The organism is Yoonia sp. (assembly GCF_017854565.1).
GTDB lineage: Bacteria > Pseudomonadota > Alphaproteobacteria > Rhodobacterales > Rhodobacteraceae > Yoonia.
In genome coordinates this window covers 35,601-58,881 of the sequence record NZ_JAFMHJ010000009.1, presented here as the reverse complement: position 1 = coordinate 58,881, position 23,281 = coordinate 35,601, and the positions used below count along the sequence as shown (strand labels likewise).

Below are 23,281 nucleotides of genomic sequence, written 5' to 3'. Positions count from 1 at the left end.
TAACACCATGGATTACAAAGCTGCAGGAGCACCGAAAATGGCTAAAAAAGGACCAAAGCATGAGGAACATAATGCCCATGGGTCGCAGAAAAAGCCGTTTGGTCAACGCCCGAGCAAAGAAGAATTGTTGGCGCGCATGAAAAAAGCGGCTGAGGCTAAGAAGTAGTCTCACAGCGTTTTTTCCATGAAAATTGAGCTTTTGGCCGGGGCATAGTCGCCGAAGATACCGCATTCGGTGAAACCGTGGCGCACATAAAGCTTGTGAGCCGCGTACAATGTGTTGCCGGTTTCAAGCTTGATTGCGGACAGGCGTTCCTTGCGGGCCTGATCTTCGATCTGGCGTAGAATCGCATCGGCAACACCATTGCCGCGCGCATCCTCTGCCACGAACATGGACTTGATCTCGCCGTAGTCGCCGCAGGTCTTGAGCGCACCCGTGCCGAGAATTTGATCCCCTTCGCGGGCGGCGAAGAAATGGATTTCGGGTGCGACAAGATCGTTTATTTCCAGATAATAGTTGTCTTCAGGTGGGAACAGCGCCTGCATCAGGGCGTGGCTTTGTTTGAGCAAAGCCACGACTCCCGGGTGATGCGGGTCGGTCCGTTCGACGATGATCATGCCTGTAGGGCCATCGTGATTGCGGCCTGATCAAGCCCGGCTTCGCCGATGACCACCAGCCGGGTTTCGCGTGGGGCGGCACCAAACGGCCGGTCGAAATAGGTGTCCACGCGCGGCCCCACGGCCTGTAGGGCCAGGCGCATGGGCTTGCCCGTGACGGCAACAAACCCTTTGAGCCGCAGGATATTGTTGGCGCGGATCACATCGGCAACCTGCGTGGCGAATGCCGCCGCGTCGGTCACTTCTTCACGGGTGACGATAAAGCTTTCGAATTCGTCGTGGCCATGTTCATGCGCGTGATCGTGGTGACCGTCATCATCATCATCATCGTGGTGGTGGTGATGGACTTCATGCCGCGCGGCGAGGTCTGCTTCGGCCCCAATGCCCTGACCCAGCAGGACATCGACGGGCAACGCGCCCATAGATGCCTTGACGACCTGCACGCCATCGCGCGACTGGGATTTCAGGCGAACGGTCAGCGTTTCGGCCTCTTCCGGGCTGAGCAGGTCGGTTTTATTGACCACGATCATGTCGGCGCAGGCGATCTGATCTTCAAAAAGCTCGGACAGCGGCGTTTCATGGTCAAGGTTTTCATCCTGTGCCCGCTGCGCATCGACAGCGGCGACGTTATGGGCAAACTGGCCATCATGGACGGCACGCCCGTCGATCACCGTGATGACGCCATCGACGGTGACTTTCGTCGAAATCCCGGGCCAGTTGAATGCCCGCACCAACGGCTGCGGCAGGGCCAGACCAGAGGTTTCGATAACGATGTGGTCAGGTTTGTTTTCACGCGCCAGCAGCGCTTTCATCGTCGGGATAAAATCGTCGGCGACGGTGCAGCAGATGCAGCCATTTGACAGTTCCACGATGTCATCTTCTGAACAGACCTCATCGCCGCAGCCTTTGAGGAGGTCCCCGTCGACGCCGAGGTCGCCGAATTCGTTGATGATCAGGGCGATCCGCATGCCTTTGGCGTTTTGCAACATGTGGCGGATGAGGGTGGTTTTGCCAGCACCCAGAAAGCCGGTAACGACGGTGGCGGGAATTTTGGTGGTCATTCTAGTTTCCAATCATTGGGCGCTGGGGTATGGGGGCCGCGATGATAAAACGGCTGACCATATGTGAAACATGTGCGGTCTCTGGCGCGTACGCGCAGGGGGCCGCGCTGGCTGACGCCATGCGGGGCCTGACCGAAGACGGATGGGAATTGCAGATGCATGCCTGTCTGTCGGTCTGTGCAGAGCCTGTTGCCGTGGCGGTGCAGGCGCAGGGTAAGGCGACATATGTCTTTGCGGGCGTTACCAGCGCTGATGCAGCGGATTTGGCCGTCTTCACGCGGTTATATGACGCGGCACCTGACGGCTGGATCGACGATGCGCGTCCGGCTGGCCGGTTGCGGTTTTGTCTCAAGTCAAGGGTGCCCGCGCTGTAGGTCATGGTGCGGTTGCCTGGACGGCCAGTGGCGTGCCGTCTATTGCCCATACGCTGTGATTATTTGCATTGAGGGTGACGCGGACTGTCGCGCCCGCAGGGACCATCGCCAGATGCATCCAGGGACCGTAGGCCCGTGCATATTTGACCCCGTCGATATAGACATGTGCGTGGCCTGTGCCTTGTGTCAGCGGGCCGTTCACCTGTTCAGGTGCAAAGCTGAAACCGTCGGTAATGATTTGCAGGTTCAGCGCGTGGCCTAAATCTTGGGTCAGTGCGATGTCCAACGTCGGTGGCGGGCCTGCCCATTGTGCGAGTGCGGTATGGTCATGTGCCGTATCGCTATGGCCAGCATGATCATGATCATGCGCAGGGGTGCCGGTGCCGCCCGCGATAACAAAGCCCATGCCGGCCCCAAAGAACAGGCCAATGATCAAAACTAGTAAATTGCGCATTAGTCGTCAGCACCCCAGATCGTTGCGGTGAACAGCCCCAAGCTGGCCCATGCCGCAAAGCCGACACCGAGGGCGCGTGAGGCAAATTCCGCGCCCAGCTCGGGTGGGGCTGGGCCGGTGAATGCGTCTGGTTGTGGTGCGCCAATAATCTGTGGCGCCGCGATCAGAATGATTGCCGTCCCCCAAAGGGCCCAGTTTTGCCCAAACGCGATCAGCCACAGGCCCATTGCCGTTGCGATGACCGTTGCACCCCACCAGATCTGGCGCAGATCGACATCGGCGCCCGCAATGCCGGGCAGCTCTGGCGGCAGACCGAAGGCTGGCGCGAGCTGGACCGCCGCAAAACCACCGATACCCCAGATCAGGCCGGTGCGCGGCGTGATCGCTGCGCCGCGCGATTGCGCGAAAGCCATGGCCGGCAAAAGAACCAAAGCATAACCGACGTAAATCAGCGCTGTAAATACGACGGTCAGGACGTCGCGGTACAGGTCAAAAACATACCCCGGAGGCACCACCGCAGCAGGCGTGGTGGCGAAATGCTGCAAAACCCCTGCCTCATAGAGTTCGGCAAACAGCAAGATAGGTTGCAAAAAGGCAAGTTGGAGCGTTGCGGCAATCAGCCCCGCACCAAAGCCAGCGATCAACGCGCTGGTCAAAACTTTGCTGAACATATCTTAGTGGCAGGGAAAGCCGGTTGCATGGCGCATATCATGGGCCGCGTCATGCAGCGTGGCTGCCTGAACGTGCCCTGCGACGGCAATAATGCCGATCCCGATGAACGCGACGGCGATCAACGACAGAATGTTTGTATTGATCTTTGTTTGTGCGGCGTAAATCGCCTTGGTCTGGGTCTTCATCTTTTGCTCCTTATCCCGTCACACCCGACGGGGTTGGTGTGTCTTTGCATGGCTGGTCTCCTGGCTCGCGGGTCGATGCACCTTGCTGCCTTCCCAGGTATACCCAGTGGCGTCTTAACAAGGCACTCTCCGCATACAGTCGCGGGGGCGGCTGTGGCATTTGACCTCCTGTTCGGATCGGTCTGTCCACATTCCTATTTGATCCCCTGATGCTTGGCATCGTTGGGGAACCATGCAGTTTGTTGTGCGCCTTTGCGGGGTGCTGCGTCAAGGTGGAAACAGTTCATCAGGTTGGTTTGGGGCACCATGATTTGGCACGGGCGATCAAATTTCCAGAAATTTGATGCCTCCGGCGGGAGTATTTTGGGACATAAGAAGCCGAAAAGTCGCAATATCTTGTGGATAAGCAAGCGGAACATGGCACATGCGGGGGGATGGCCGTTGACTCATTGCCTTGTGTGGGGCGATGGTTTTGGACCTTTAGGAATCAAGAAGGCCAAATCCCTTGCGCTTTAGCAAATTGCGACTGAATGGCTTTAAAAGCTTTGTGGACCCGACCGATCTGATCATTGCGGATGGTTTGACTGGCGTTGTCGGGCCAAACGGCTGTGGCAAGTCCAATTTGCTTGAGGCTTTGCGTTGGGTCATGGGCGAAAACCGTCCGACAGCGATGCGCGGTGGCGGGATGGAGGATGTGATCTTTGCCGGTGCGTCCACACGCCCGGCCCGGAACTTTGCGGAAGTGTCCCTGATTATCGACAATGGCGAGCGTTTGGCGCCCGCAGCATTTAACGATAACGATCAGCTGGAAATTATTCGCAGGATCACCCGTGATGCCGGGTCGGCCTATAAGGTAGGGGTCAAGGATGTCCGCGCCCGCGATGTTCAGATGCTGTTTGCCGATGCATCAACCGGCGCCCATTCGCCTGCATTGGTGCGGCAGGGAATGATTTCCGAGCTGATCAATGCCAAGCCAAAATCCCGCCGTCGTATTCTGGAAGAAGCGGCGGGGATTTCGGGTCTTTATCAGCGGCGCCATGAGGCTGAGTTGAAGCTGAAGGGGGCCGAGAGTAACTTGACCCGCGTTGATGATGTGATCGAGCAGTTGGCTGCGCAGCTGGCCCAGCTTGCCCGTCAGGCCAAACAGGCGGCGCGCTATCGCGAGATCGGTGAGAATTTGCGCCGTGCAGAAGGTTTGTTGTTGTTCCGGCGCTGGAAAGAGGCGGATGAGGCAATGTCGGCTGCCTCTGCACAGCTGCGCGAGCGGACAACGGCGGCTGCACAGGCTGAAAAGGCGGCGCGTGAAGCGGCCAAGGCGCGGACTGTGGCAGAGGATGCGCTGCCGTCGCTGCGCGAAGAAGAGGCGATTGCAGCGGCTGTTTTGCAGCGTCTGCAGGTTCAGCGCGATACATTGAAAGATCAAGAAGCCCGTGCATTGGCGACAATTGCGACGCTGCGGGCGCGCATTGACCAGTTGACCCGCGATATGGAGCGTGAAACCGGGCTGAACAAAGACGCTGGCGAGACGATCGAGCGGCTGGATTGGGAAGCCCGCGAGATTGCCAAGGCAGGTGAGGGGCATGATCAGCGATTAGAGGCGGCGCAGGTTGCAGCCCGCGAGGCGGGTGGTGTGTTGCAGGAACGCGAATCTGCTTTGTCACAACTGACCGAAGATGTGGCGCGGCTGGCGGCTCGTCACCAATCAGCGCAACGGCTGTTGGACGATAATCGCACCACCTTGGCCAAGAGCGAAAGTGAAGCGGCGCGCGCCAAGGTTGCGATGCAGGCCGCAGCTGCGGCCCTTGCCAAAGCAGAGGCGGATTTTGCATCTGCCGGGGCGGCGGAAAAGACGGCTGTTGCGGCAGCCGAGGCTGCGGATGCCGCGCTGTCGGCTGCCGAGGCTGCACGGGCCGAGACGCAAAGCCACGAGAGTGATGCGCGCGCGCTGCGCTCTGCGGCTGAGGGCGAGGCGAATGCATTGCGTGCCGAGGTTGCGGCATTGACCAAGCTTGTTGCGCGCGATGCGGGTGATGGTGGCCAGGTTCTTGACCTGTTGCGCGTGCAGGGCGGATTCGAAAAGGCGCTGGGGGCGGCTTTGGCTGATGATCTGCGTGCGCCGGTGGTTGAAGCGAGCGGAAAATCAGGCTGGGCGCTGTTGCCGGGATATGCCGCGCCGCAGGCTTTGCCCGATGGCGTCAAGGCGCTAACCGATTATGTCACTGTGCCCGACGTCTTGACACGCCGGACCAGTCAGGTCGGCGTTGTCGATGCGGTGGATGGCGCGCGCCTGCAGGCGGACCTGAAACCGGGGCAGCGGCTGGTGTCGGTCGCAGGTGATTTGTGGCGTTGGGACGGGTTCCGCGCAGGCGCTGAGGATGCGCCTTCGGCGGCGGCATTGCGGCTGCAGCAGTTGAACCGGTTGACGGAGCTGAAGCGCGATCTTGATGCCGCATCGGCCACGGCAGAAGGGGCGGCGGCGACTCATGACGTGCTGACAGCACGTTTGCAAGCGCAGACTGAGGCGGATCAGGCTGCGCGGCACGCGCGTCGTGATGCGGACCGGATGGTCGGAGAGGCGAACAGGGCGGCCAGCCGGGCCGAGGCGGATCGCAACCTGTCTGAAGGCCGACAGGAAAGTCTGGGCCTTGCGCTGAAGCGGCACGAAGAAGAGGCGATGAATGCCCGCGGGGCACTGTCCGAGGCCGAAGCGGCAGCGCACGATTTGGGCGATTTGGAAACGGCGCGGGCGGCGGTTGACGACGTCAAGATGACAGTCGAGGCGGCGCGGATCACCATGATGTCCCGCAGGTCGGCCCATGACGAAGTGCGCCGCGAGGGTGAAGCGCGGCTGAAGCGGTCGCAGCAGATTACGCAAGAGGTGAGCGGCTGGAAACACCGTTTGGAAACAGCCAATAAACGCACGGCGGAATTGGCTGATCGCAAGGCGAGTTCGGAGGTGGAACTGGTCGAAGCGACCGCCGCGCCCGAGGAGATAGCGGCCAAGCGTTCCGAGTTGGCAGATGCGATCGACGAGGCTGAAACGCGCCGTATGGCGGCTGCGGACAAGCTGGCGGCGGCGGATACGACATTGCGCGATGCCGGACATCTGGAGCGTGACGCGGAGCGTCTTGCCTCTGAAGCGCGTGAGGCGCGTGCGCGGTCTGAGGCGCGGTCGGATGCAGCACGCGAAACCGTCGCCTATGCGGCCGAACGGATCATGGAAGCGCAAGAGGTCACCCCAGATAAGTTGTTGGAAACGCTGGATGTCGAGGTTGACAAGATGCCCGCGTCTGATGTGGTCGAGGGGCAGGTGAACGCGTTGAAGCGCCAGCGTGACGCGCTGGGTGCTGTGAACCTGCGGGCCGAAGAAGACGCCAAGGACGTGCGGGTCGAGCATGACAATCTGGTGTCTGAGAAGGTTGACCTGGAGGCGGCAATCGCGGCGTTGCGCAGTGGTATTGCAAGCCTGAACAAAGAAGGCCGCGAGCGGCTGTTGACCGCGTTCGAGCAAGTGAACGACAATTTCGGATTGCTGTTTACGCATCTGTTTGGCGGCGGTGAGGCAAAGCTGGTTTTGGTCGAATCCGATGACCCTCTCGAGGCGGGTCTGGAGATCATGTGTCAGCCGCCGGGCAAGAAACTCAGCACGCTGTCCTTGTTGTCGGGGGGCGAGCAGACGCTGACGGCCCTGGCGTTGATCTTTGCCGTTTTTCTGGCGAACCCGGCACCGATCTGTGTGCTGGACGAGGTTGATGCGCCCTTGGACGACGCCAACGTCACGCGCTTTTGTGACCTGCTGGATGAGATGACACGGCGGACCGAAACGCGGTTCCTGATCATCACGCACCATGCGGTGACGATGAGCCGGATGGACCGGTTATTTGGGGTGACGATGGGAGAGCAGGGGGTGTCGCAGCTGGTGTCGGTGGATCTGAAAAAAGCGGCTGCGATGGTGGCCTGATCTGGCTTTTGTGCCTCCGGCGGGGATATTTGCGCTCGGAAGAAGTTGTTTTGAAAGAGAATTACAATCTGCAAGCGATCAGAGCCTGTTGATGAGGTCAACCGTCGGCCATGCGTCTGCGGGCAGGCCGAGGCGCGATTGTTCGGCTTGGACGGCTTGGCGGGTCCGGGCGCCGAGGATTCCATCAATGCCACCCACGTCATGGCCGCGATCAGTCAGTTTTTGTTGCAATTGTTGCATTTGCGGGCCGGTCAAAGGCGTGCTTGGGGTGCCTGCATCATAGGCCGCAGCGCCTTGTAATCGGTTTGCGAAATAGGCGGCGGTCGTGACGTAGACGAAGCTTTTGTTCCATTTGAAATAGACGTCGAAATTGGGGTAGGCGAGGAACGCCGGGCCGTCGCGGCCCATCGGTAGCAGGATGGACGCGGGCAGGTCGGATGGGCCAAGCGCACCTTGGCGGGCGGCCACGCCGATGGCGGCCCAGTCGCGCACGCGGGCCTTGTGGTTCAGGCCGGTTTGGGACCAGTCCAGATTGGCGGGTACGGTGATTTCCTGCAGCCAGGGTTCATTGGGGCGCCAGCCAAGCGAGGACAGCACATTCGCGCCTGACATCAGCGCATCGGGGGCGGAGGTCTTGAGCGTCACATGACCGTCGCCATCGCCATCCATGCCATGTGCGATGATGTCGAGGGGCAGCATTTGCACCTGTCCGATTTCACCCGCCCATGCCCCTGTCGTGGTGGCTGGGTCCATGCCGCCGCGGCGAAAAAGCTCAATCGCGGCAACGAGTTGCGGGCGAAACAGCTCTGCTCGACGGCAGTCATGGGCCAGCGTCAGCAGCGCGTTGCGGGTGTTGAAGTTGCCCTGAACCTGACCGTAATCGGTTTCGAACGCCCAAAAGGCCAGAAGGACGCCGCGCGGGATGCCAAAGCGTGCCTTTATGGCCTTGAACGTGCTGTCGTAGCGTTGGCTATATATCCGCCCGTTGTCGATCCGGTTCTGGCTGATGAGCGCGCGGGAAAAGCTGATGAAATCCTTTTGAAAGACGCCTTGGGCGCGGTCGGCGCGTATGACGTTTTCGTCGATTGCAGCCCCTTGGAAGAACTGGTCGGCGGTTGCTGCGGGGATGCGGTTTGCGCGGGCCTCGGCCTTTATGCCGTCAATGAAGCTGCTGACGGAGCCGCCGCAGGTTTGTGCGCTGGCGGTGCCGGCAAAAACGGTCAGGGCAACGGCAAGAAGGCGCATGGGTCTCTCCGGATTGTGGAGCGGGGAGGGTAACAGCGCGGGGGCCGGGCGCAACCCGTTAAGGCCGCGCGCGGTCCGGTCCGGGCGCGCGATGGCGGTCGGGGGCAGTTGCGCCGTTAATGCGTTGAAAAAAAGGGCGCTGCGACCTGCAAGATCGCGTGCGGAACCCGTGCAGATTGCGTATGTACGGGTGTACGGCTTTGGTACGTTTAAGCCACCGTGCGCCGGGAAATGGTTAATGGTCGGGTGGCTTGTGGCTGTTTTGGGTGTGGCGGATCAGTCCGATGCAGGCTGCAGTGGCGAGGCAAAGCGCTGTGATCAGGCCCCCCCAGTCAGCGACAAGTTCGGTCAGCGCGTCGAGGCGGGTGCCGAAGAAATAGCCCAGTGACACATAAGCGGCGACCCAGATCGCCTCTCCCAGTGCGTCCCATAGGGTAAAGCGCCAGCGGCTGAGGCGTGCCGCCCCGGCGGCGAAGTTGACCCAGGGGCCAAGCGGGGCTGCAGCCCAAGTGCTGAAGAACACGCCCACGGTGCCCCAGCGATCGACGACCTTGACCGCGCGTGCGAACAGGGCGGCCCGTTGGGGGCGGTCGACAAGGCGTGCGGTCAGCCATTGGCCGCCGAAGCGGCCAAGCTGGAACCCGGTTTGGTCACCCGCGACTGCCGCAGTATAGGCAACGGTGATCACCTGCCACAGCACCAGATCGCCCGCAGCGGCAAAGGCGCCACCTGCCAGCATGACCGCGAATGTGGGGATCGGCATGGCGAGGCACGAAAAATAGGCCGAGAGGCCGATAATCAATAGGCCCCAGTTGGCCACAAGGCTGAAAAACAGGTCCGTCAAGGGTGCTGCGCCCGGTAGGCGGCGATGGCGGTCGTGAGGTCGCCTGTCAGGCTGTGCAGCGGCACACCGCGCAAGTCCGCCAGTTCAGCCAGCGTGATTTTGCGCCCCATGCCGTCTTGTTCCAAACTCAGCGCTGCACCGACGACTTCGGGGGGCACCTGCCATGACATGGCGACGTAGCGCGGTGTCATCCAGCCCGCGATGGGTTCGAACTGACGTGCGGGGTCGGTCCAGACGGCGGTTGCGGTGGTCAGTCGCACGGCAAAGAAGGTCGTGCCGAGCAGCGCCAGCGCCAGCACGGTGATAAGCAGGCGTCGGATTGCCGTGCGGTGGCGGCGGGTAAAGCCGTTGTGGTTGGCGGGCATGTCGCGGGGTCCTGTTGGGGTGTCTGCGGTTGATCAAAGCAGAAATCGCATGAAACATCCAGTTGATGGGGCCTAATGCACAATGGCGATGATCAGTGCCAGAGCGGCGGCAAGGCCCCATGTTTTCCACAGGGTCGTGACGGCTGCGTCGATGTGATCGGGGGTCAGGGCATGTGCGCCCCGGTCGTTGACGAAAGGATAATCGCGCAGGGTGCCGTCATAGCTGCGCGGACCACAGAGCGCGATGTTGAGCCCGTGGGCCATCGCCGCCTCGGGCCAGCCGGCGTTGGGCGAACGGTGCAGCGGTGCGTCGCGGAGGATCAGCATGGGGTTGGGCCGGGTTGTGACGGCCCAGATCAAAAGCGCGGTCAGCCGCGCCGGGATAAGGTTTAGCAGGTCGTCAAAGCGGGCAGCAGCCCAGCCAAAGCGGGCATGCTTTGGCGTGCGATAGCCGATCATGCTGTCGGCGGTATTGGTGATCTTGTAGATCAGCAGGCCGGGCAGGCCCGCGACGGCAAACCAGAAAATCGGGGCGATGACGCCGTCGGAGAGGTTTTCAGCCGCGCTTTCGATGGCGGAGCGGGCGACGGCGGCGGTGTCCATCGTGCGGGTGTCGCGCCCGACGATCATGGCGACGCTGCGTTTGCCGTCACCCAGCGACAGGCGCAAGGCGTCGGCCACGGCGCTGACGTGCTGCACCAGCGAGCGTTGGGCAAGCAGGACCGCCAGCACGATGACATCGAGTATCTGGCAGGGCATGGCCTGGATGATCAGGCCCAGTGCCCCGGCGCCACAGCAGAGCGCGATCAGGGTCAGGATGCCGTTGCGGCGTGGGGTTTCGCCTTGGTTGAACCGGGTGTCGCACCATCCGATCAGGCGCCCCATCAGGACCGCCGGATGCGGTGCGCGGGTCCAAAGCCAGCGCGGTTCGCCCAATGCGGCATCCAGCAGCATGCCAAGCAGGAGGGTCAAAACGCCTGTTCCAACTGCGCCCAGCGACCGTGCGCGGGCAGGCCCAGTCGCAGCCAATCGGGGGCATAGGGAAAGGTGCGTGACCAAACGTGGTTTTGTGCCAGTCGGGTTTGGGCGGCGGCGGCGTCTTGCACTTTGTACAGCCGGAACAGGGTGGTGCCGCCGATGATCTTGGCGCCTTTGGAGGCCAGTAGCGTGTCGAGGCGGGCGGCATCGGTCGTGAGCCGGGCGCGGGTTTCGCGGGCCCATTGCGGGTCGGCCAATGCTTCGGCGCCGATGGACAGGGCGGGGCCTGAAATTTGCCAAGGGCCAAGGATATCGCCCAGTCTGGCGATGATTGCGGGATCGCCGATTGCGAAGCCAAGGCGCAAACCGGCCAGCCCCCAGAATTTGCCGAAGCTCTTGAGGATGACCGTGCCGGGGCGGTCGGCCAGTGCGATCAGTGATTGATCGGGCGCGACATCGCCAAAGCTTTCGTCGATGATCGTGAAGGGGGCGGTCAGTTGATCCGCAGTCCACAGCAGCCCGTCGGGGTTGTTGGGGTGGACCGCGACGATGGCGTCTGTGGGGGCTTGGCCAAGCGCCCAGCCTGCGGCGCGAAAGGCGGCACCGTGTTCGTTATACGTGGGGCCGGGGATGCAGACCTGTCCGGTGGGCACCATCCGTGGCAGCGCCGCGATCAGCGCGGATGCGCCGCAGGCCCCGATGATGGTCGCGTCGGGCGGGACGTTCCAAAACCTGCGCGCAAGGCCATAAAGCCGGTCAAAGGCGGCCTGATCGGGCAGGGCGGTCCAGACATCGGCGGGCAGCGTGGGGATGGGGTAGGGCACCGGGTTGATCCCGGTGGACAGGTCAAGCCAATCGGCGCGGGTGCCGCCGTACCGGGTAATCGCGGCATCAAGGCCGCCGCCGTGATCGCGGGGTGTCTTCATTCGTCTTTGGGCAATGGCGGGTGGCGGGTCACAAAGTGGCCTTTGATCGCTTGCGGCCAGTCGCGGTAGGGGACCTGACCGCTGGGGCTGCTGGCGTGCGCCATGGCATAGGCGACGATGCCTGCCGCCGAAACGGCTGTCGGTTCGAATTCCCCCAAAGTGTAGTTGAGTTTGTCCGCACCTTGAATCGTGACGTTGCAGGCCCGCTTGCAGCCCATCAGGCACGATACCCGGCGGGTCCTGATATCGGACAGGCCGGTTGCCGCCGCTTCGATGAGGGCTGCCAGCGACTCACCATCGGTTTGCCGCATTTCGCCTTCTTCCCACCCTGCGCGCTTGCAGGTGTCGCAGGTCGTAATCCATGTTGTCATCGTGTTGCCCGTAAATTTTCATCGCATTTCAAGCGGATTCTTGCTGATTTGGCAAGGTGTGCGACCAATCACTGTCCTTTGGTACAGGGTCACGGGCTGCGTTAATACTTCGTTAGTAAATTGGGCAGAGTTGTGTTTGTAGAAGGTTAATTCGTTATATATTCTTCTTGGGTTCATGTTGTTCATTTACCTTAGTTAATTCGGCCAAGTATCGGAGACGGCATGCGCGTCCTTATTGTCCAGAGCAATGCGAACCTGGGGGAGCTGTGGAAACGGCACCTGGAGCGTCTGGATGCGAACGTCGTTCTTGTACAGACCGGGGCACGGGCGCTGAACCTGATTGAAACCACAGTATTCGACGTGATCGTTCTTGATCTGGTGCTGCGTGAGGGCAGTGCGCTGACGGTTGCGGATTTGGCGCAGTTCCGTCAGCCGGACGCTAATGTGGTCTTTGTGACCGACACGACATTCTTTTCAGACGGGTCGATCTTTCGTCACAGCGCCAATGCACGTGCATTCATTGAAACCACGACCCCGGCCAAGGATTTGGCCGAGATCGTTCATCACTATGGCAGCGTTACCCACGCCCGTGCGTAGCGTTCAGATCAATGATCGGGTTGATCGGAATGATGCGGTGTGGATTGATGGTGTCGTGGCTGTAGTGGTAGTGCCGCACGATATGATCCATGTTCACCGTCGCTGCGACCCCCGGCCATTGGTATAGCTCGCGGGTGAAGCCCATCAGGTTGGGATAGTCCATGATCCGCTTGCGGTTACATTTGAAGTGCAGGTGGTAGACCGGGTCGAAGCGGACCAATGTGGTCCAAAGGCGCCAGTCGGCCTCGGTTATCTTGTCGCCCATCAGGTAACGGTTTTCGCCAAGACGGGTTTCCAGCCAATCAAGGCTGTCGAACAGCGGATGCACCGCGCTGTCGTAGGCATCTTGTGTTGTCGCAAAGCCGGATTTGTAGACACCGTTGTTGACCGTGTCGTAGATCCGGTCGTTTACGGGTTCTATCGCGGCGCGCAGATCCTGCGGCCAGTAATCATCGGTGTTGCCGGTGATATCGTCGAACGCACTGTTGAACATCCGGATGATTTCGGATGATTCGTTGGAGACGATGGTGTTTTGCTGTTTGTCCCACAGGATCGGCACCGTCACCCGGCCCGACATGTCAGGTTTTGCGCGCAGATAGATGTCGCGGGCGTAGGGGAGTCCGAACAGGGTGTCCCCGGTTGCGCCCTTGTCGTCCGTTTCAAACGTCCAGCCTTCGGTCAGCATGTCGGGGTGGACCGCCGAGATGCTGATGTGATCGGTCAGCCCTTTGATGGTGCGGAAGATCAGCGTGCGGTGTGCCCATGGGCAGGCGTAGGACACATAAAGGTGGTAACGCCCTGATTCCGCTTTGAAACCGCCGGTGCCCGATGGCCCGGCAGACCCGTCCGCCGTGATCCAGTTGCGGAATGTGGCATTGGCACGGACGAAGGCCCCGCCGGATTGTTTCGTATCGTACCAGACGTCATGCCAGACGCCATCAACCAACTGACCCATCGCGGCCTCCTGTTTCATTGCTTGAACGCGGTGTAGCGCCACCGCAGAAATTCACCAACCCGCGCGAAGGCGCAGGTGCCTTTGCATTTTTGCACATGTCGGGATTTGCCCATGGTGCGGCGTTTAACCGTTTGCAGCGCTGGGCCTGCCCACATATACCAACCGCGAGACGAAGCCCTATGGGCCAGAAAGGTTGGAGGTGTGACGGTTGACCCAAGACGGGGACCACAGCGCCACATCGTCCTTGCACCCCGTTTGCGGGCCTCTGGTCGTGATATGAAACGGAGGAACCGATGCGTTTTCTTTATTCTTTGATGTTGGTGTTTGCCGGGTCTGCGGCTGCGGCCCATCCCGGCCATTGGGCGGATGTGGCGGGGCATGATCATTGGGTTGCCGGTGCGGCGATCGGGTTGGCCGGGCTGGCCGCGATCTGGGGCGCTTTGAAGGGCAAGAAGGCCAAAGAAGAGCCCGAAGAAGAGATGGAAGAGGAAATGGCATGAAAACCGGTGTGATGATTTGCGGCCACGGGTCGCGCAGCCAGTCGGCGGTCGATGAATTTGCCACGTTGGCGCAAAAGCTGCCTGCGTATCTGCCGGACGATTGGATGACTGATTATGGCTATCTGGAGTTCGCCAATCCGGTGATCCGCGATGGTCTGGACAAGCTGCGCGCGGCGGGTTGCACGCGGATTTTGGCGGTGCCCGGCATGTTGTTTGCCGCGATGCATGCCAAGAACGATATTCCCACGGTGCTGAACACCTATGCCGCCAAGCACGGGATGAACGTCAGCTATGGTCGCGAGCTGGGCATCGACCCCAAGATGATCGCCGCTGCCGCAGGGCGTGTGCGCGAAGCCGTCGACCGGGCCAACACGAAATACGGCGCGCTGCCGCTGGCCGAGACCTGTCTGGTTGTCATCGGGCGCGGTGCATCGGACCCTGATGCCAATGGCAATGTCGCCAAGGTGGCGCGGATGGTTCAGGAAGGTATGGGCTTTGGCTGGTGCGAAGTGGGCTATTCGGGGGTGACATTTCCGCTGGTGGAACCGTGCCTGCAGCATGTCGCGCTTTTGCCCTACAAGCGGGTGATTGTTTTCCCTTACTTCTTGTTCTCGGGGATTTTGATCGACCGGATTTATGGGTTCACGGATCAGGTCGCCGCCGAACATCCTGGTATTCAGTTCGTGAAAGCGGGCTATCTGGGGGATCATCCCAAGGTGCTCGAGACGTTTGCCGAGCGGATTATGGAGCAGGACAGCGATACGCCACCGCCGAACTGCGGCATTTGCGGCTATCGCAGTCAGGTGCTTGCGCTTGAGGATGGTGAGAGCCGCAAGATCAGTGTCGCCGACCGGAGCCATCCCGCCTTTGGGGCCGTGCCGCCGCCGACCTGCGTGCTGTGCAAATATCGCACCCAGGTTCTGGGGTTCGAGGCCGAGGTCGGCGCGGTGCAGGAAAGCCACCACCACCATGTCGAGGGTCAAGGCGCGAATGCGCCGGGGTCGAACGTGGCAGATTGTGCGCTGTGCGACACGTTTTGCACGGGCCTGTGCCGGTTGCAGGCGCAGGATCATCACGATCATGCCCACGCGCATGGCCACGCCCACGATCACGATCACCATCATCACGCCACCTACCCCCACGCGGCACATCCGCATGGGCCGGAAAGCGCGCGGAAAACCAAGGCGTGAGACCCTACGAGACCAATCCTGCCGCGATTTATGCGCAAAGCTTTGCCATGGTGCGCGCCGAGGCAAGGCTTGAGCGGTTCGCGCCGGATATGCAGCCATTGGTCACGCGGTTGATCCATTCGTGCGGCATGGTTGAAATCGCGGATCGGCTGGCGTTTTCACCCGGTGCGCGTGCGGCGGGCCATGCCGCGTTGCAGGCCGGTGCGCCGGTCCTGTGCGATTGCGAGATGGTCGGGGCGGGGATCATTCGGCGGTATCTGCCGCGCGGCAACGACGTGGTGGTCACATTGAACGACCCCGGCGTTCCCGCGCTGGCGCAAGAGATCGGCAATACCCGGTCGGCGGCGGCGGTCGAGTTGTGGCGTGACCGGATTGCGGGCGCGGTCGTGGCGATTGGCAATGCACCCACGGCGCTGTTTCATTTGCTGGAGCTGCTGGATGCGGGCTGGCCCAAACCTGCGGTGATCCTTGGGTTTCCGGTGGGGTTTGTCGGTGCTGCCGAAAGCAAGGCGGAACTGGCGGGCAATCCGCGCGGGTGTGAATTTGTGGCCCTGCGCGGCAGGCGCGGGGGGTCGGCGATGGCGTCGGCTGCGGTGAATGCTTTGGCTGCGGGGTTGCCGGAAGATGTCTGATCCTTGGTTGCATATCGTCGGGATTGGCGAGGACGGGCTGGATGGCCTGCTGCCCGCGACCCGTGCCGTGGTCGAAGCCGCCGAGGTGATCGTCGGCGGTGATCGCCATCACGACCTGACGGGAAATGTCGCGGCGGAGCGGATCGCCTGGCCATCCCCGTTCAACGCGATGATCGAGACGATTTCGGGTTTGCGGGGCCGCAGGGCGGTCGTGTTGGTCACGGGTGATCCGCTGTGGTTTTCGATCGGCGCCCGGATTGGCCGCGCGATTGATCCTGCCGAGATCGTCTATCATCCGCAGCTAAGCGCGTTTCAACTGGCCGCAGCACGCATGGGGTGGTCGTTGCCGGATGTGGAAACGCTGACCGTGCATGGCCGTCCGGTGGAGCAGATGATCGCGTTTATTCAGCCCGATGTGAGGTTGCTGATACTGACGACCGGTGCCGAGACACCGGGGCAGATTGCGCGGTTTTTGACAGAGCGCGGGTTTGGTCAGTCGCGCATGACGGTATTGGCTGCGATGGGCGGCAAGGACGAGGCGCGCTTTGACGGGATTGCCGCAAGCTGGGATCATGTGGTGCCTGCGTTCAATACGCTGGCGGTGGACTGTGTGGCGGCGCCGGATGCGGCATTGCTGCCGCGGGTGCCGGGGCTGGCCGATGATTTGTTTGTGTCAGATGGCACGATGACCAAGCAAGAGGTGCGCGCGGCGACGCTGGCCAAGCTGATGCCGATGCGCGGTGCGCTTTTGTGGGATATCGGCTGTGGCTGCGGATCTGTGGCGATCGAGTGGATGCGCGCGGCGCGTTATGCACGCGCTGTGGGGATCGAACCCCGTGCGGATCGGCGTGCGATGGCGGCGGCGAATGCGCTGGCGCTGGGCGCGCCGAAGCTGGAACTGATTGATGGAACGGTGCCGGAGGCCCTGATGGGGCTGGATGCGCCGGATGCGATTTTCATTGGTGGCGGCCTGAGCCGGGCGACGTTTGATGCGGCTTGGGCCGCGCTGCGCCCGCTGGGCCGGTTGGTGGCCAATGCGGTGACGCTGGAAAGTGAGGCGGAGCTGTTTGCGCTGCACAAGCTGCATGGTGGTGATCTGGTCAAGCTGTCGGTGCATCGTGCGGAGCCTGTGGGCCGACTGACCGGCTGGCGCCCGTTGATGCCGGTGACGCAGTGGAGTTTGGTGAAGCGATGACGGTGGCTGACGCTCGGCTGACGCCATCGCCCCACCCGCCATCCCAAGGCACGCTTTATGGTGTTGGTTTGGGTCCGGGGGCGCCGGACCTGATGACGCTGCGCGCGGCGCGGTTGATCGAGGGGGCCGCTGTCGTGGCTTATCCGACGCTGGCGGGGGGGGCGAGTTTTGCCCGCGCGATTGCGGCGGATTTGATTGCGCGGGATGCTCAGGAGATTGTCATGGATGTGCCCATGTCGGTTGAGCGCGCCCCGGCGCAGGCCGCCTATGATCAAGGAGCCGCGGCAATTGCGGCGGCTTTGGATGCGGGCAAGGATGTGGTGTGCCTGTGCGAGGGGGACCCGTTTTTCTATGGGTCGTTTATGTATCTGTTTGCACGGTTGTCGGCGCGTTACCGGATTGAGGTTGTGCCGGGGGTGACGTCGGTGACGGCATGTGCTGCGCGGGCCGGGATGCCGCTGGCTGCGCGCAATGAGCAACTGACGGTATTGCCGGGGCCGTTGCCGGAAGACGCGTTGCGCGCACGGATTGATGGCGCGGAAAGTGTGGTGATTATGAAGGTGGGGCGGCATTTGACCAAGATACGTGGTGTGATTGACGCGCTGGGGCTGACGGATCGTGCTGTCTATGTGGAGCGGGCGACATTGCCCGAAGAGGTCGTGTTGCCGCTGGTGGATGCCCCTGAAACGGCGCCATATTTTTCAATGATCTTACTGACTAAAGGGGCTGATCCATGGCTATGAAACCTGTTGTTCTGGCGCTGTCCCGTTCGGGCGAGAAGACGGCGCACCGTGTGGCGCAGGTGCTGGGGTGTCACGTGCATGGCCGTGCAGGCCGCGTGGCGGTGGCGGATGCGTTCTTTGGCAATGCGCTGGATCATGCGCGGGATTTGTTTGCGGCGGGCGTGCCGATTGTCGGGGTTTGTGCCTCGGGGATTTTGATCCGGGCGGTGGCGCCGTTGCTGGCCGACAAGTCGGTCGAGCCGCCGGTGATTTCGGTGTCTGATGACGGGGCCGTCGTGGTGCCGTTGTTGGGTGGCCATCGCGGCGCCAACAGGGTGGCCGCACAGATTGCGCAGGCGCTGGGCGCTGTCGCGGCGGTGACGACGGCGGGCGACGTGGCGCTGGGTGTCGCGTTGGATGCGCCGCCCCGAGGCTGGCGGTTGGTGAACCATGCGGATGCCAAGGGCGCGATGGCGGCGCTTTTGTCGGGCGGTGGTGCGGATGTGCACGGGCATGCGCCATGGTTGGCGGATTTGCCGCAGGGTGACGCGGTGCGGGTGTCGTGTACAATGGAGCGGTACGACGATCTGGGCACGTCGCATTTGCAATTTGCGCCGCAGCGTCTGACCTTGGGGGTGGGCTGCGCGCGCAATTGCGCACCGGCTGAATTGGCTGAATTGGTGCGCGGTGTTCTGGCCGAGGCGGGGGTGGCACCAGAGGCGGTGCATTCGGTGAACACCATCACGCTGAAGGCGGACGAGCCTGCGATCATTGATCTGGCGGCGGAGCTGGGTGTGCCTTTGCGGCTGTTTGAGGCGGCCGCGCTTGAGGCAGAGACGCCGCGGCTGGCCAATCCTTCGGCGGTGGTTTTTGCAGAAGTTGGCACCCATGGTGTGGCGGAAGCGGCGGCATTGGCGCAGGCGGGCGCTGCAGGTGAGTTTCTGGTGACGAAACGCAAGACGGCCAATGCGACATGCGCTTTGGTTGTCACGTCAGAGCCGCTGGTGGTCTTGGCCGGGCGTGCCCGTGGGCGGTTGTCGGTTGTGGGGATTGGTCCCGGTCAGGCCGCATGGCGCACGCCAGAGGTGTCGCAGCTGGTCGCGCAGGCCGAGGAACTGGTGGGCTACGGGCTGTATATTGATTTGCTGGGGCCATTGGCCGTGGGCAAGGCGCGGTCGGATTTCCCGCTGGGTGGAGAGGAAGACCGCTGTCGGTATGCGTTGGAGCAGGCGGGCACGGGCAAGAACGTCGCCTTGGTGTGTTCGGGCGATGCGGGTATTTATGCGATGGGCGCGCTGGTGTTCGAGTTGCTGGACCGGGGGCCGGATCAGATGGGGGTTTCGGATGCCGCACGCCGGGTCGAGGTACTGTGTTCGCCGGGCGTGAGTGCGTTGCAGGGCGCGGCCGCGCGGGCGGGTGCGCCGCTGGGGCATGATTTCTGTGCGATTTCGCTGTCGGATCTGCTGACGCCGCGCGCCGATATCGTGAAGCGGTTGCGGGCGGCGGCGGAGGGGGATTTTGTGATCGCTTTCTATAATCCGGTGTCGATGCGGCGGCGGACCTTGCTGGCGGAGGCGCGCGATATATTGCTGCAGCATCGCCCGGCGGATACGCCGGTGATGTTGGCCTCGAGTCTGGGGCGGCCCGAAGAATATATCCGCTATCGGCGTCTGGATGAATTGCAGGTCGATGAGGTGGATATGCTGACCGTGGTGCTGGTGGGGTCGTCGCATTCGCGTCTGGCCCAATTGGGCACGGGGCCGCGGATGTATACGCCACGCGGCTATGCGCGCAAGATTGATGGGGATCTGGCGGTTGGCTGATCGCGCCTCCGGCGGGAGTATTTGGGGACATAAGAAATGACTGTGTATTTTATCGGGGCCGGGCCGGGTGATCCCGAATTGCTGACGTTGAAGGCGGCGCGGCTGATCGGCGCCTGTCCGGTGTGTCTTTATGCGGGGTCTTTGGTGCCCGAGGCGGTTGTTGCCTGTGCGCCGGATGGGGCGCGTGTCATGGATACGGCGCCGATGACGTTGGATGACACCCATGGGGTGATTTTGGAGGCCCATCGCAAGGGGCAGGACGTGGCGCGGGTGCATTCGGGCGATCCGTCGCTTTATGGTGCGATTGCCGAGCAGATCCGGCGGTTGAAGGCGGATGGGATTGCGTATCAGATTATTCCCGGCGTGCCTGCCTATGCGGCGGCGGCGGCGGCATTGGGGACGGAATTGACCGTGCCTGAGGTGGCACAATCTATCATTCTGACGCGGATGTCGATGAAATCGACCGGGATGCCTGCGGGCGAGACGCTTGAGAATTTTGCACGGACGGGTGCGACCCTGGCCATTCATCTTGGCATACGCGCGTTGCGCGAGATCGAGCGCCAGTTGGTGCCGTTTTATGGGGCCGATTGCCCGGTTGCGGTGGTGTACCGTGTCGGCTGGCCGGATCAGTTGATTATTCGCGGCACGCTGACGGATGTCCGCGAGAAGGTGCGGGCGGCGAAAATCACACGGACGGCGTTGATTTTGGTCGGGCCTGCGTTGAGCGATTCGCATGGGTTTCCCGATTCTGCGCTTTATGATGCCAGAAAGCCGCATGTGCTGAGACCCCGCGTTAAGGCGGATTCTTAGGGGTTTTGGCGGTTTTCGCCGCGCTGCAGCGGATTTGGTTACTTGATATTTACAAATACTGGCGCATCCTTGGGGGGAACAGGAGGGGCTGTTATGTATGATTTTCTACCCAAGGCGGTGCGCCAAGGTTTGCAAGAAGCACGCAAGGCCGCGCTGCGCCGCAAGGATCGGCTGGCGGTGCATGACGGGGATCACACCTATCGCATCAGGCGGTTCTGGGATGGCGGTTTCGCGCTTGACCTCAAGGGGTCAGACCGGTTGCGCGGGCATGTGGATATTTATGACGGGCCGCGGCATTTGTACCGGTGTCTGGTCGTGTCTTCGATCGTTGAGGACAATGAGCGGGTGTTTGAATTCAAGTGGCTGACACCTGTGACGGACCGACCTGCGGCGGATTTTGTGCGACCTGACTTTGTGCCCGCGGGGCTGTTGGGGCGGTAGACACGCGGCGGATCGGCGAAATTGCCGGAGGCAATGGCAACCGCCACATGTGTCGGCCGCATCGCGGGGGCGTTCGTTTCGGCCAAATGCGCGCGCCCGTGATCATGCGTGAAAGGCTTTGTTTCCGTTGTGTCATTGGGCTAGTGGCAGGATATGGACCACGACCGCACCACATTGTTGGCCACGGCCATCGTTTTCGCAACAGGCGCCTTCTGGGGGGTTCTATTGGGTGCCGGTGCGCGGACTTGCGGGGGCGGGCCTGCCGGGGGCATGGGGTACGGTTGCGATCACGCTTGCGGCGGCGGTCATTCTGGCACCCGTTGCGGCCGTCAGGTGGCGCAGGCTGGCGCGGGCGCAGGGTGTCGCGCTGTTGTCTGTCGGCCTGGGCGGGGCCGCGTTCGCGCTTTATTCCGTTGGTTTTGTCTATGGGCGGGTCGCGATCATTATTCTGCTGTATTTCCTGACGCCGGTCTGGAGCACGTTGATCGGTCGTTATGTGATGGGTTGGGACACGCCGCGTTCGCGGGTTTTGGCCATCGCCGTCGGATTGGCGGGGCTTGTTGTGATGCTGGGCGCGCACGGCGGGTGGCCTGTTCCGCAGGGTGCGGGAGAGTGGAGGGCGCTGATCGCGGGCATTTTGTGGTCAGTTGGCACGACGGGTATGCGCGCGACATCAGACATCGGACTGCTTGAGGCGGCGTTTGTCTTTGCATCGGGTGCGCTGGTCATGGCGTTAGTTCTTGCGCCATTTCTAGAGCCTTGGCCTGCCAGTATGAGCGCCGGAGGGGTCGGTCGCGCGGCATTTTTGGCCGTTGCGACCGGTGTTCTTTGGTGGATCGCGTCGATTGCGGGTCTGATGTGGGCCACGGTCCGGCTGGACCCGGCGCGCGTTGGTATATTGCTGATCGCCGAGGTTTTGGCGGGGGCGATTTCGGCTGCGGTAATGGTAAACGAACACCTGTCCGCGGTTGAAATCGCGGGCGGCTGTTTGGTTTTGCTTGCTGGCGTTCTGGAAGTTTGGCCGATGCGGCGCAGGCGGCCTGTGCCGCATCGGTGAGCGTTGAAAAGACAGTGACGGATGGCGGTAAGACCTGACTTTACTGCAGATCCCCAAATGCGTCTTGCAGACGTGCGACCGCGTCTTCGATCACGGACCGGGAGGTGCCGAGGTTGAAGCGCAGGAAGGTTTCGCCGCCTGCACCAAAGCCGTTGCCATGGCTGGCCGCGATTTTGGCTGTCCGCTCTACCCTTGCGGTGAAGTCTTCGCGCGTCATGCCCGTACCAGCGAAGTCGACCCAAGCGAGGTAGGTTGATTGCAGGGGCAGGGAGTGGACGCCGGGGATCGCGTTGACCCCCGCATCGAACAGGTCACGGTTGCCTTGCAGATGCGCGACCTGCGCGTCGACCCAAGTGGCCCCCGGCGCGGAGTAAGCGGCAGTCACCATTCTGACGCCAAGCGCGGAGGGGTTGTAGTCAATCGTTTTGAGGCGTGCCCGCATCGCGCTGCGCAGTGTTTCATCTGGGATGATCATATTGCCAGTGCGCTGACCGGCGATGTTAAAGGTTTTCGAGGCGGCTGTCAGATAGACTGTCCGGTCTTGCGCATCAGGGGCGGCGACGGCCATGGGCGTGAACGTATTGCCGGGCATGATCAGATCGTGGTGCACTTCGTCGCTAACGATGATCAGGCCGTTTTTGCGTGCAAAGTCGGCGAGGGCGCGCAGTTCCCCGGCTGTCCAAATTCGCCCGGAGGGATTTTGCGGAGAGCACCATATCAGCAGCTTTTCCTTGCCCGTCAGCCGCGCCTGCGCATCGTCGAGATCAAGCGTGTAGGTGTCGCCATCGCGTACCAGTGGGCATTCGGTGACGGCCCGGCCCGCATTTTTGATCTTGTTTGCGAATTCATGGTAAACGGGGGAAAAGATGACCACCGCGTCGCCCGGATCGGTCCAGACATCAAGGCAGAGCGCAATGCCGTTGCCGAGCCCCTGGGTCGTGAGGATCCAGTCGGTTTCGATGGGCCAATTGTGCCGCGTCTGCATCCACCATTGGATCGCGCCCAGATAGGTTTCATCTTGCCATGAGTAGCCGAAGGCGCCGTGATCGACGGCGCGTTGCAACGCATCGCGGACGCAGGGCGCGGTCTGATAATCGCAATCCGCCGTCCACATCGCAAGCCCGTCATCAGGTGACACGCCATAGAGTTTTTCCATCAGATCCCATTTGGTGCTGAGCGTGCCGCGCCGGTCAATGGGGGTGTTAAATGTCATGGGGGCGTCTCCGGGGTTGAGGTTCCATGGCAAGGTGCTGTGATGCGCGCCGGGGTGCAAGGGTAATTTCAACACCGTCTTGCAGTGGCCGC

26 protein-coding genes and 1 riboswitch are annotated in these 23,281 nt (G+C 61.8%); of the genes, 13 read left to right on the top strand and 13 right to left on the bottom strand.

Annotated elements, in window-relative coordinates; genetic code table 11:
• Nucleotides 1-7 precede the first annotated feature (7 nt).
• The gene (locus tag QZ196_RS05890) at nucleotides 8-166 is read left to right on the top strand and encodes a hypothetical protein (RefSeq protein WP_296424829.1); all 159 of its coding nucleotides are present in this window, start codon (nucleotides 8-10) and stop codon (nucleotides 164-166) included.
• Nucleotides 167-168: 2 nt separating this feature from the next.
• Here QZ196_RS05890 and QZ196_RS05885 read toward each other — a convergent pair whose 3' ends face one another.
• Nucleotides 169-618 (bottom strand): GNAT family N-acetyltransferase, encoded by a 450-nt coding sequence (locus QZ196_RS05885; RefSeq protein ID WP_296424828.1) that lies wholly within the window; start codon nucleotides 616-618, stop codon nucleotides 169-171.
• Nucleotides 615-1,679, bottom strand: coding sequence for a cobalamin biosynthesis protein CobW (cobW, locus tag QZ196_RS05880; RefSeq protein WP_296424827.1), 1,065 nt, complete (start codon nucleotides 1,677-1,679; stop codon nucleotides 615-617). The genes QZ196_RS05885 and cobW overlap by 4 nt, the downstream gene beginning before the upstream one ends.
• A 41-nt stretch (nucleotides 1,680-1,720) precedes the next feature.
• Here cobW and QZ196_RS05875 point away from each other — a divergent pair, with 41 nt between their 5' ends.
• Nucleotides 1,721-2,053, top strand: a complete 333-nt coding sequence (locus tag QZ196_RS05875; RefSeq protein WP_296424826.1) for a DUF1636 family protein — start codon at nucleotides 1,721-1,723, stop codon at nucleotides 2,051-2,053.
• A 1-nt stretch (nucleotide 2,054) separates the two neighbouring features.
• Here the strand turns inward: QZ196_RS05875 and QZ196_RS05870 are convergent, their stop codons facing one another.
• The 3 genes from QZ196_RS05870 to QZ196_RS05860 are packed head-to-tail and all read right to left on the bottom strand — an operon-like array spanning nucleotide 2,055 to nucleotide 3,364.
• A complete protein-coding gene (locus QZ196_RS05870; protein ID WP_296424825.1) occupies nucleotides 2,055-2,507 on the bottom strand; it encodes a hypothetical protein in 453 nt (150 codons plus the stop codon).
• Nucleotides 2,507-3,178 (bottom strand): CbtA family protein, encoded by a 672-nt coding sequence (locus QZ196_RS05865; protein ID WP_296424824.1) that lies wholly within the window; start codon nucleotides 3,176-3,178, stop codon nucleotides 2,507-2,509. The genes QZ196_RS05870 and QZ196_RS05865 overlap by 1 nt, the downstream gene beginning before the upstream one ends.
• Nucleotides 3,179-3,181: 3 nt before the next feature.
• A complete protein-coding gene (locus QZ196_RS05860; RefSeq protein ID WP_296424823.1) occupies nucleotides 3,182-3,364 on the bottom strand; it encodes a CbtB domain-containing protein in 183 nt (60 codons plus the stop codon).
• Nucleotides 3,365-3,396: 32 nt separating this feature from the next.
• Nucleotides 3,397-3,614, bottom strand: a riboswitch (cobalamin riboswitch).
• A gap of 255 nt (nucleotides 3,615-3,869) precedes the next feature.
• Between QZ196_RS05860 and smc the strand changes: the two genes are divergently transcribed.
• Complete coding sequence (gene smc, locus QZ196_RS05855; RefSeq protein WP_296424822.1) at nucleotides 3,870-7,325, top strand: chromosome segregation protein SMC; 3,456 nt, start codon at nucleotides 3,870-3,872, stop codon at nucleotides 7,323-7,325.
• A gap of 78 nt (nucleotides 7,326-7,403) precedes the next feature.
• Here smc and QZ196_RS05850 read toward each other — a convergent pair whose 3' ends face one another.
• The 6 genes from QZ196_RS05850 to QZ196_RS05825 all read right to left on the bottom strand — a co-directional run bounded on the left by QZ196_RS05850 (nucleotide 7,404) and on the right by QZ196_RS05825 (nucleotide 12,054).
• On the bottom strand, nucleotides 7,404-8,570 hold the full coding sequence (locus QZ196_RS05850; protein ID WP_296424821.1) for a lytic murein transglycosylase: 1,167 nt from the start codon (nucleotides 8,568-8,570) through the stop codon (nucleotides 7,404-7,406).
• Nucleotides 8,571-8,805: 235 nt separating this feature from the next.
• On the bottom strand, nucleotides 8,806-9,414 hold the full coding sequence (locus QZ196_RS05845) for a VTT domain-containing protein (RefSeq protein WP_296424820.1): 609 nt from the start codon (nucleotides 9,412-9,414) through the stop codon (nucleotides 8,806-8,808).
• Complete coding sequence (locus QZ196_RS05840; RefSeq protein ID WP_296424819.1) at nucleotides 9,411-9,779, bottom strand: hypothetical protein; 369 nt, start codon at nucleotides 9,777-9,779, stop codon at nucleotides 9,411-9,413. Before QZ196_RS05840 ends, QZ196_RS05845 begins: the two co-directional genes overlap by 4 nt.
• A 72-nt stretch (nucleotides 9,780-9,851) precedes the next feature.
• Nucleotides 9,852-10,751: an adenosylcobinamide-phosphate synthase CbiB gene (gene cbiB, locus QZ196_RS05835; RefSeq protein WP_296424818.1), complete on the bottom strand. Its 900-nt coding sequence runs from the start codon at nucleotides 10,749-10,751 to the stop codon at nucleotides 9,852-9,854.
• Nucleotides 10,748-11,683, bottom strand: coding sequence for a threonine-phosphate decarboxylase (locus QZ196_RS05830; RefSeq protein ID WP_296424817.1), 936 nt, complete (start codon nucleotides 11,681-11,683; stop codon nucleotides 10,748-10,750). Before QZ196_RS05830 ends, cbiB begins: the two co-directional genes overlap by 4 nt.
• The gene (locus QZ196_RS05825; RefSeq protein WP_296424816.1) at nucleotides 11,680-12,054 is read right to left on the bottom strand and encodes a DUF1636 domain-containing protein; all 375 of its coding nucleotides are present in this window, start codon (nucleotides 12,052-12,054) and stop codon (nucleotides 11,680-11,682) included. The genes QZ196_RS05830 and QZ196_RS05825 overlap by 4 nt, the downstream gene beginning before the upstream one ends.
• Before the next feature lie 222 nt (nucleotides 12,055-12,276).
• Between QZ196_RS05825 and QZ196_RS05820 the strand changes: the two genes are divergently transcribed.
• Complete coding sequence (locus QZ196_RS05820; protein WP_296424815.1) at nucleotides 12,277-12,651, top strand: response regulator; 375 nt, start codon at nucleotides 12,277-12,279, stop codon at nucleotides 12,649-12,651.
• On the opposite strand, the gene QZ196_RS05815 is transcribed toward QZ196_RS05820, so the two are convergent.
• On the bottom strand, nucleotides 12,632-13,606 hold the full coding sequence (locus QZ196_RS05815) for a glutathione S-transferase family protein (RefSeq protein ID WP_296424860.1): 975 nt from the start codon (nucleotides 13,604-13,606) through the stop codon (nucleotides 12,632-12,634). The genes QZ196_RS05820 and QZ196_RS05815 overlap by 20 nt on opposite strands.
• Nucleotides 13,607-13,899: 293 nt before the next feature.
• On the opposite strand from QZ196_RS05815, the gene QZ196_RS05810 reads away from it, so the two are divergent.
• The 9 genes from QZ196_RS05810 to QZ196_RS05770 all read left to right on the top strand — a co-directional run bounded on the left by QZ196_RS05810 (nucleotide 13,900) and on the right by QZ196_RS05770 (nucleotide 21,976).
• Nucleotides 13,900-14,106 carry a DUF6732 family protein gene (locus tag QZ196_RS05810; protein ID WP_296424814.1) on the top strand — a complete coding sequence of 69 codons (207 nt, stop codon included), beginning with the start codon at nucleotides 13,900-13,902 and terminating at the stop codon, nucleotides 14,104-14,106.
• The gene (locus QZ196_RS05805; protein WP_296424813.1) at nucleotides 14,103-15,296 is read left to right on the top strand and encodes a sirohydrochlorin chelatase; all 1,194 of its coding nucleotides are present in this window, start codon (nucleotides 14,103-14,105) and stop codon (nucleotides 15,294-15,296) included. The genes QZ196_RS05810 and QZ196_RS05805 overlap by 4 nt, the downstream gene beginning before the upstream one ends.
• Complete coding sequence (locus QZ196_RS05800) at nucleotides 15,293-15,928, top strand: precorrin-8X methylmutase (RefSeq protein WP_296424812.1); 636 nt, start codon at nucleotides 15,293-15,295, stop codon at nucleotides 15,926-15,928. Before QZ196_RS05805 ends, QZ196_RS05800 begins: the two co-directional genes overlap by 4 nt.
• The gene (cbiE, locus tag QZ196_RS05795) at nucleotides 15,921-17,123 is read left to right on the top strand and encodes a precorrin-6y C5,15-methyltransferase (decarboxylating) subunit CbiE (protein ID WP_296424811.1); all 1,203 of its coding nucleotides are present in this window, start codon (nucleotides 15,921-15,923) and stop codon (nucleotides 17,121-17,123) included. The genes QZ196_RS05800 and cbiE overlap by 8 nt, the downstream gene beginning before the upstream one ends.
• A complete protein-coding gene (cobI, locus tag QZ196_RS05790; RefSeq protein WP_296424810.1) occupies nucleotides 17,120-17,866 on the top strand; it encodes a precorrin-2 C(20)-methyltransferase in 747 nt (248 codons plus the stop codon). The genes cbiE and cobI overlap by 4 nt, the downstream gene beginning before the upstream one ends.
• Nucleotides 17,857-19,668 (top strand): precorrin-3B C(17)-methyltransferase, encoded by a 1,812-nt coding sequence (cobJ, locus tag QZ196_RS05785; protein WP_296424809.1) that lies wholly within the window; start codon nucleotides 17,857-17,859, stop codon nucleotides 19,666-19,668. Before cobI ends, cobJ begins: the two co-directional genes overlap by 10 nt.
• A gap of 36 nt (nucleotides 19,669-19,704) precedes the next feature.
• The gene (gene cobM / locus QZ196_RS05780) at nucleotides 19,705-20,478 is read left to right on the top strand and encodes a precorrin-4 C(11)-methyltransferase (protein WP_296424808.1); all 774 of its coding nucleotides are present in this window, start codon (nucleotides 19,705-19,707) and stop codon (nucleotides 20,476-20,478) included.
• 93 nt (nucleotides 20,479-20,571) lie between these two features.
• A complete protein-coding gene (locus QZ196_RS05775; protein ID WP_296424807.1) occupies nucleotides 20,572-20,919 on the top strand; it encodes a hypothetical protein in 348 nt (115 codons plus the stop codon).
• A gap of 229 nt (nucleotides 20,920-21,148) precedes the next feature.
• Nucleotides 21,149-21,976: a DMT family transporter gene (locus QZ196_RS05770; RefSeq protein WP_296424806.1), complete on the top strand. Its 828-nt coding sequence runs from the start codon at nucleotides 21,149-21,151 to the stop codon at nucleotides 21,974-21,976.
• Between the two features lie 40 nt (nucleotides 21,977-22,016).
• Here the strand turns inward: QZ196_RS05770 and QZ196_RS05765 are convergent, their stop codons facing one another.
• On the bottom strand, nucleotides 22,017-23,189 hold the full coding sequence (locus QZ196_RS05765) for a PatB family C-S lyase (protein ID WP_296424805.1): 1,173 nt from the start codon (nucleotides 23,187-23,189) through the stop codon (nucleotides 22,017-22,019).
• Nucleotides 23,190-23,281: the final 92 nt, after the last annotated feature.

Coding starts and splice junctions, on each gene's coding strand:
- QZ196_RS05890 (WP_296424829.1), top strand. CDS start 8: ATGGATTACAAAGCTGCAGGAGCACCGAAAATGGCTAAAAAAGGACCA.
- QZ196_RS05840 (WP_296424819.1), bottom strand. CDS start 9,779: ATGCCCGCCAACCACAACGGCTTTACCCGCCGCCACCGCACGGCAATC.
- QZ196_RS05820 (WP_296424815.1), top strand. CDS start 12,277: ATGCGCGTCCTTATTGTCCAGAGCAATGCGAACCTGGGGGAGCTGTGG.
- QZ196_RS05830 (WP_296424817.1), bottom strand. CDS start 11,683: ATGAAGACACCCCGCGATCACGGCGGCGGCCTTGATGCCGCGATTACC.
- QZ196_RS05775 (WP_296424807.1), top strand. CDS start 20,572: ATGTATGATTTTCTACCCAAGGCGGTGCGCCAAGGTTTGCAAGAAGCA.
- QZ196_RS05815 (WP_296424860.1), bottom strand. CDS start 13,606: ATGGGTCAGTTGGTTGATGGCGTCTGGCATGACGTCTGGTACGATACG.
- QZ196_RS05825 (WP_296424816.1), bottom strand. CDS start 12,054: ATGACAACATGGATTACGACCTGCGACACCTGCAAGCGCGCAGGGTGG.
- cobJ (WP_296424809.1), top strand. CDS start 17,857: ATGGCTATGAAACCTGTTGTTCTGGCGCTGTCCCGTTCGGGCGAGAAG.
- QZ196_RS05860 (WP_296424823.1), bottom strand. CDS start 3,364: ATGAAGACCCAGACCAAGGCGATTTACGCCGCACAAACAAAGATCAAT.
- QZ196_RS05810 (WP_296424814.1), top strand. CDS start 13,900: ATGCGTTTTCTTTATTCTTTGATGTTGGTGTTTGCCGGGTCTGCGGCT.
- cobI (WP_296424810.1), top strand. CDS start 17,120: ATGACGGTGGCTGACGCTCGGCTGACGCCATCGCCCCACCCGCCATCC.
- QZ196_RS05805 (WP_296424813.1), top strand. CDS start 14,103: ATGAAAACCGGTGTGATGATTTGCGGCCACGGGTCGCGCAGCCAGTCG.
- cobW (WP_296424827.1), bottom strand. CDS start 1,679: ATGACCACCAAAATTCCCGCCACCGTCGTTACCGGCTTTCTGGGTGCT.
- QZ196_RS05870 (WP_296424825.1), bottom strand. CDS start 2,507: ATGCGCAATTTACTAGTTTTGATCATTGGCCTGTTCTTTGGGGCCGGC.
- QZ196_RS05765 (WP_296424805.1), bottom strand. CDS start 23,189: ATGACATTTAACACCCCCATTGACCGGCGCGGCACGCTCAGCACCAAA.
- cobM (WP_296424808.1), top strand. CDS start 19,705: ATGACTGTGTATTTTATCGGGGCCGGGCCGGGTGATCCCGAATTGCTG.
- QZ196_RS05865 (WP_296424824.1), bottom strand. CDS start 3,178: ATGTTCAGCAAAGTTTTGACCAGCGCGTTGATCGCTGGCTTTGGTGCG.
- cbiE (WP_296424811.1), top strand. CDS start 15,921: ATGTCTGATCCTTGGTTGCATATCGTCGGGATTGGCGAGGACGGGCTG.
- QZ196_RS05885 (WP_296424828.1), bottom strand. CDS start 618: ATGATCATCGTCGAACGGACCGACCCGCATCACCCGGGAGTCGTGGCT.
- QZ196_RS05875 (WP_296424826.1), top strand. CDS start 1,721: ATGATAAAACGGCTGACCATATGTGAAACATGTGCGGTCTCTGGCGCG.
- QZ196_RS05850 (WP_296424821.1), bottom strand. CDS start 8,570: ATGCGCCTTCTTGCCGTTGCCCTGACCGTTTTTGCCGGCACCGCCAGC.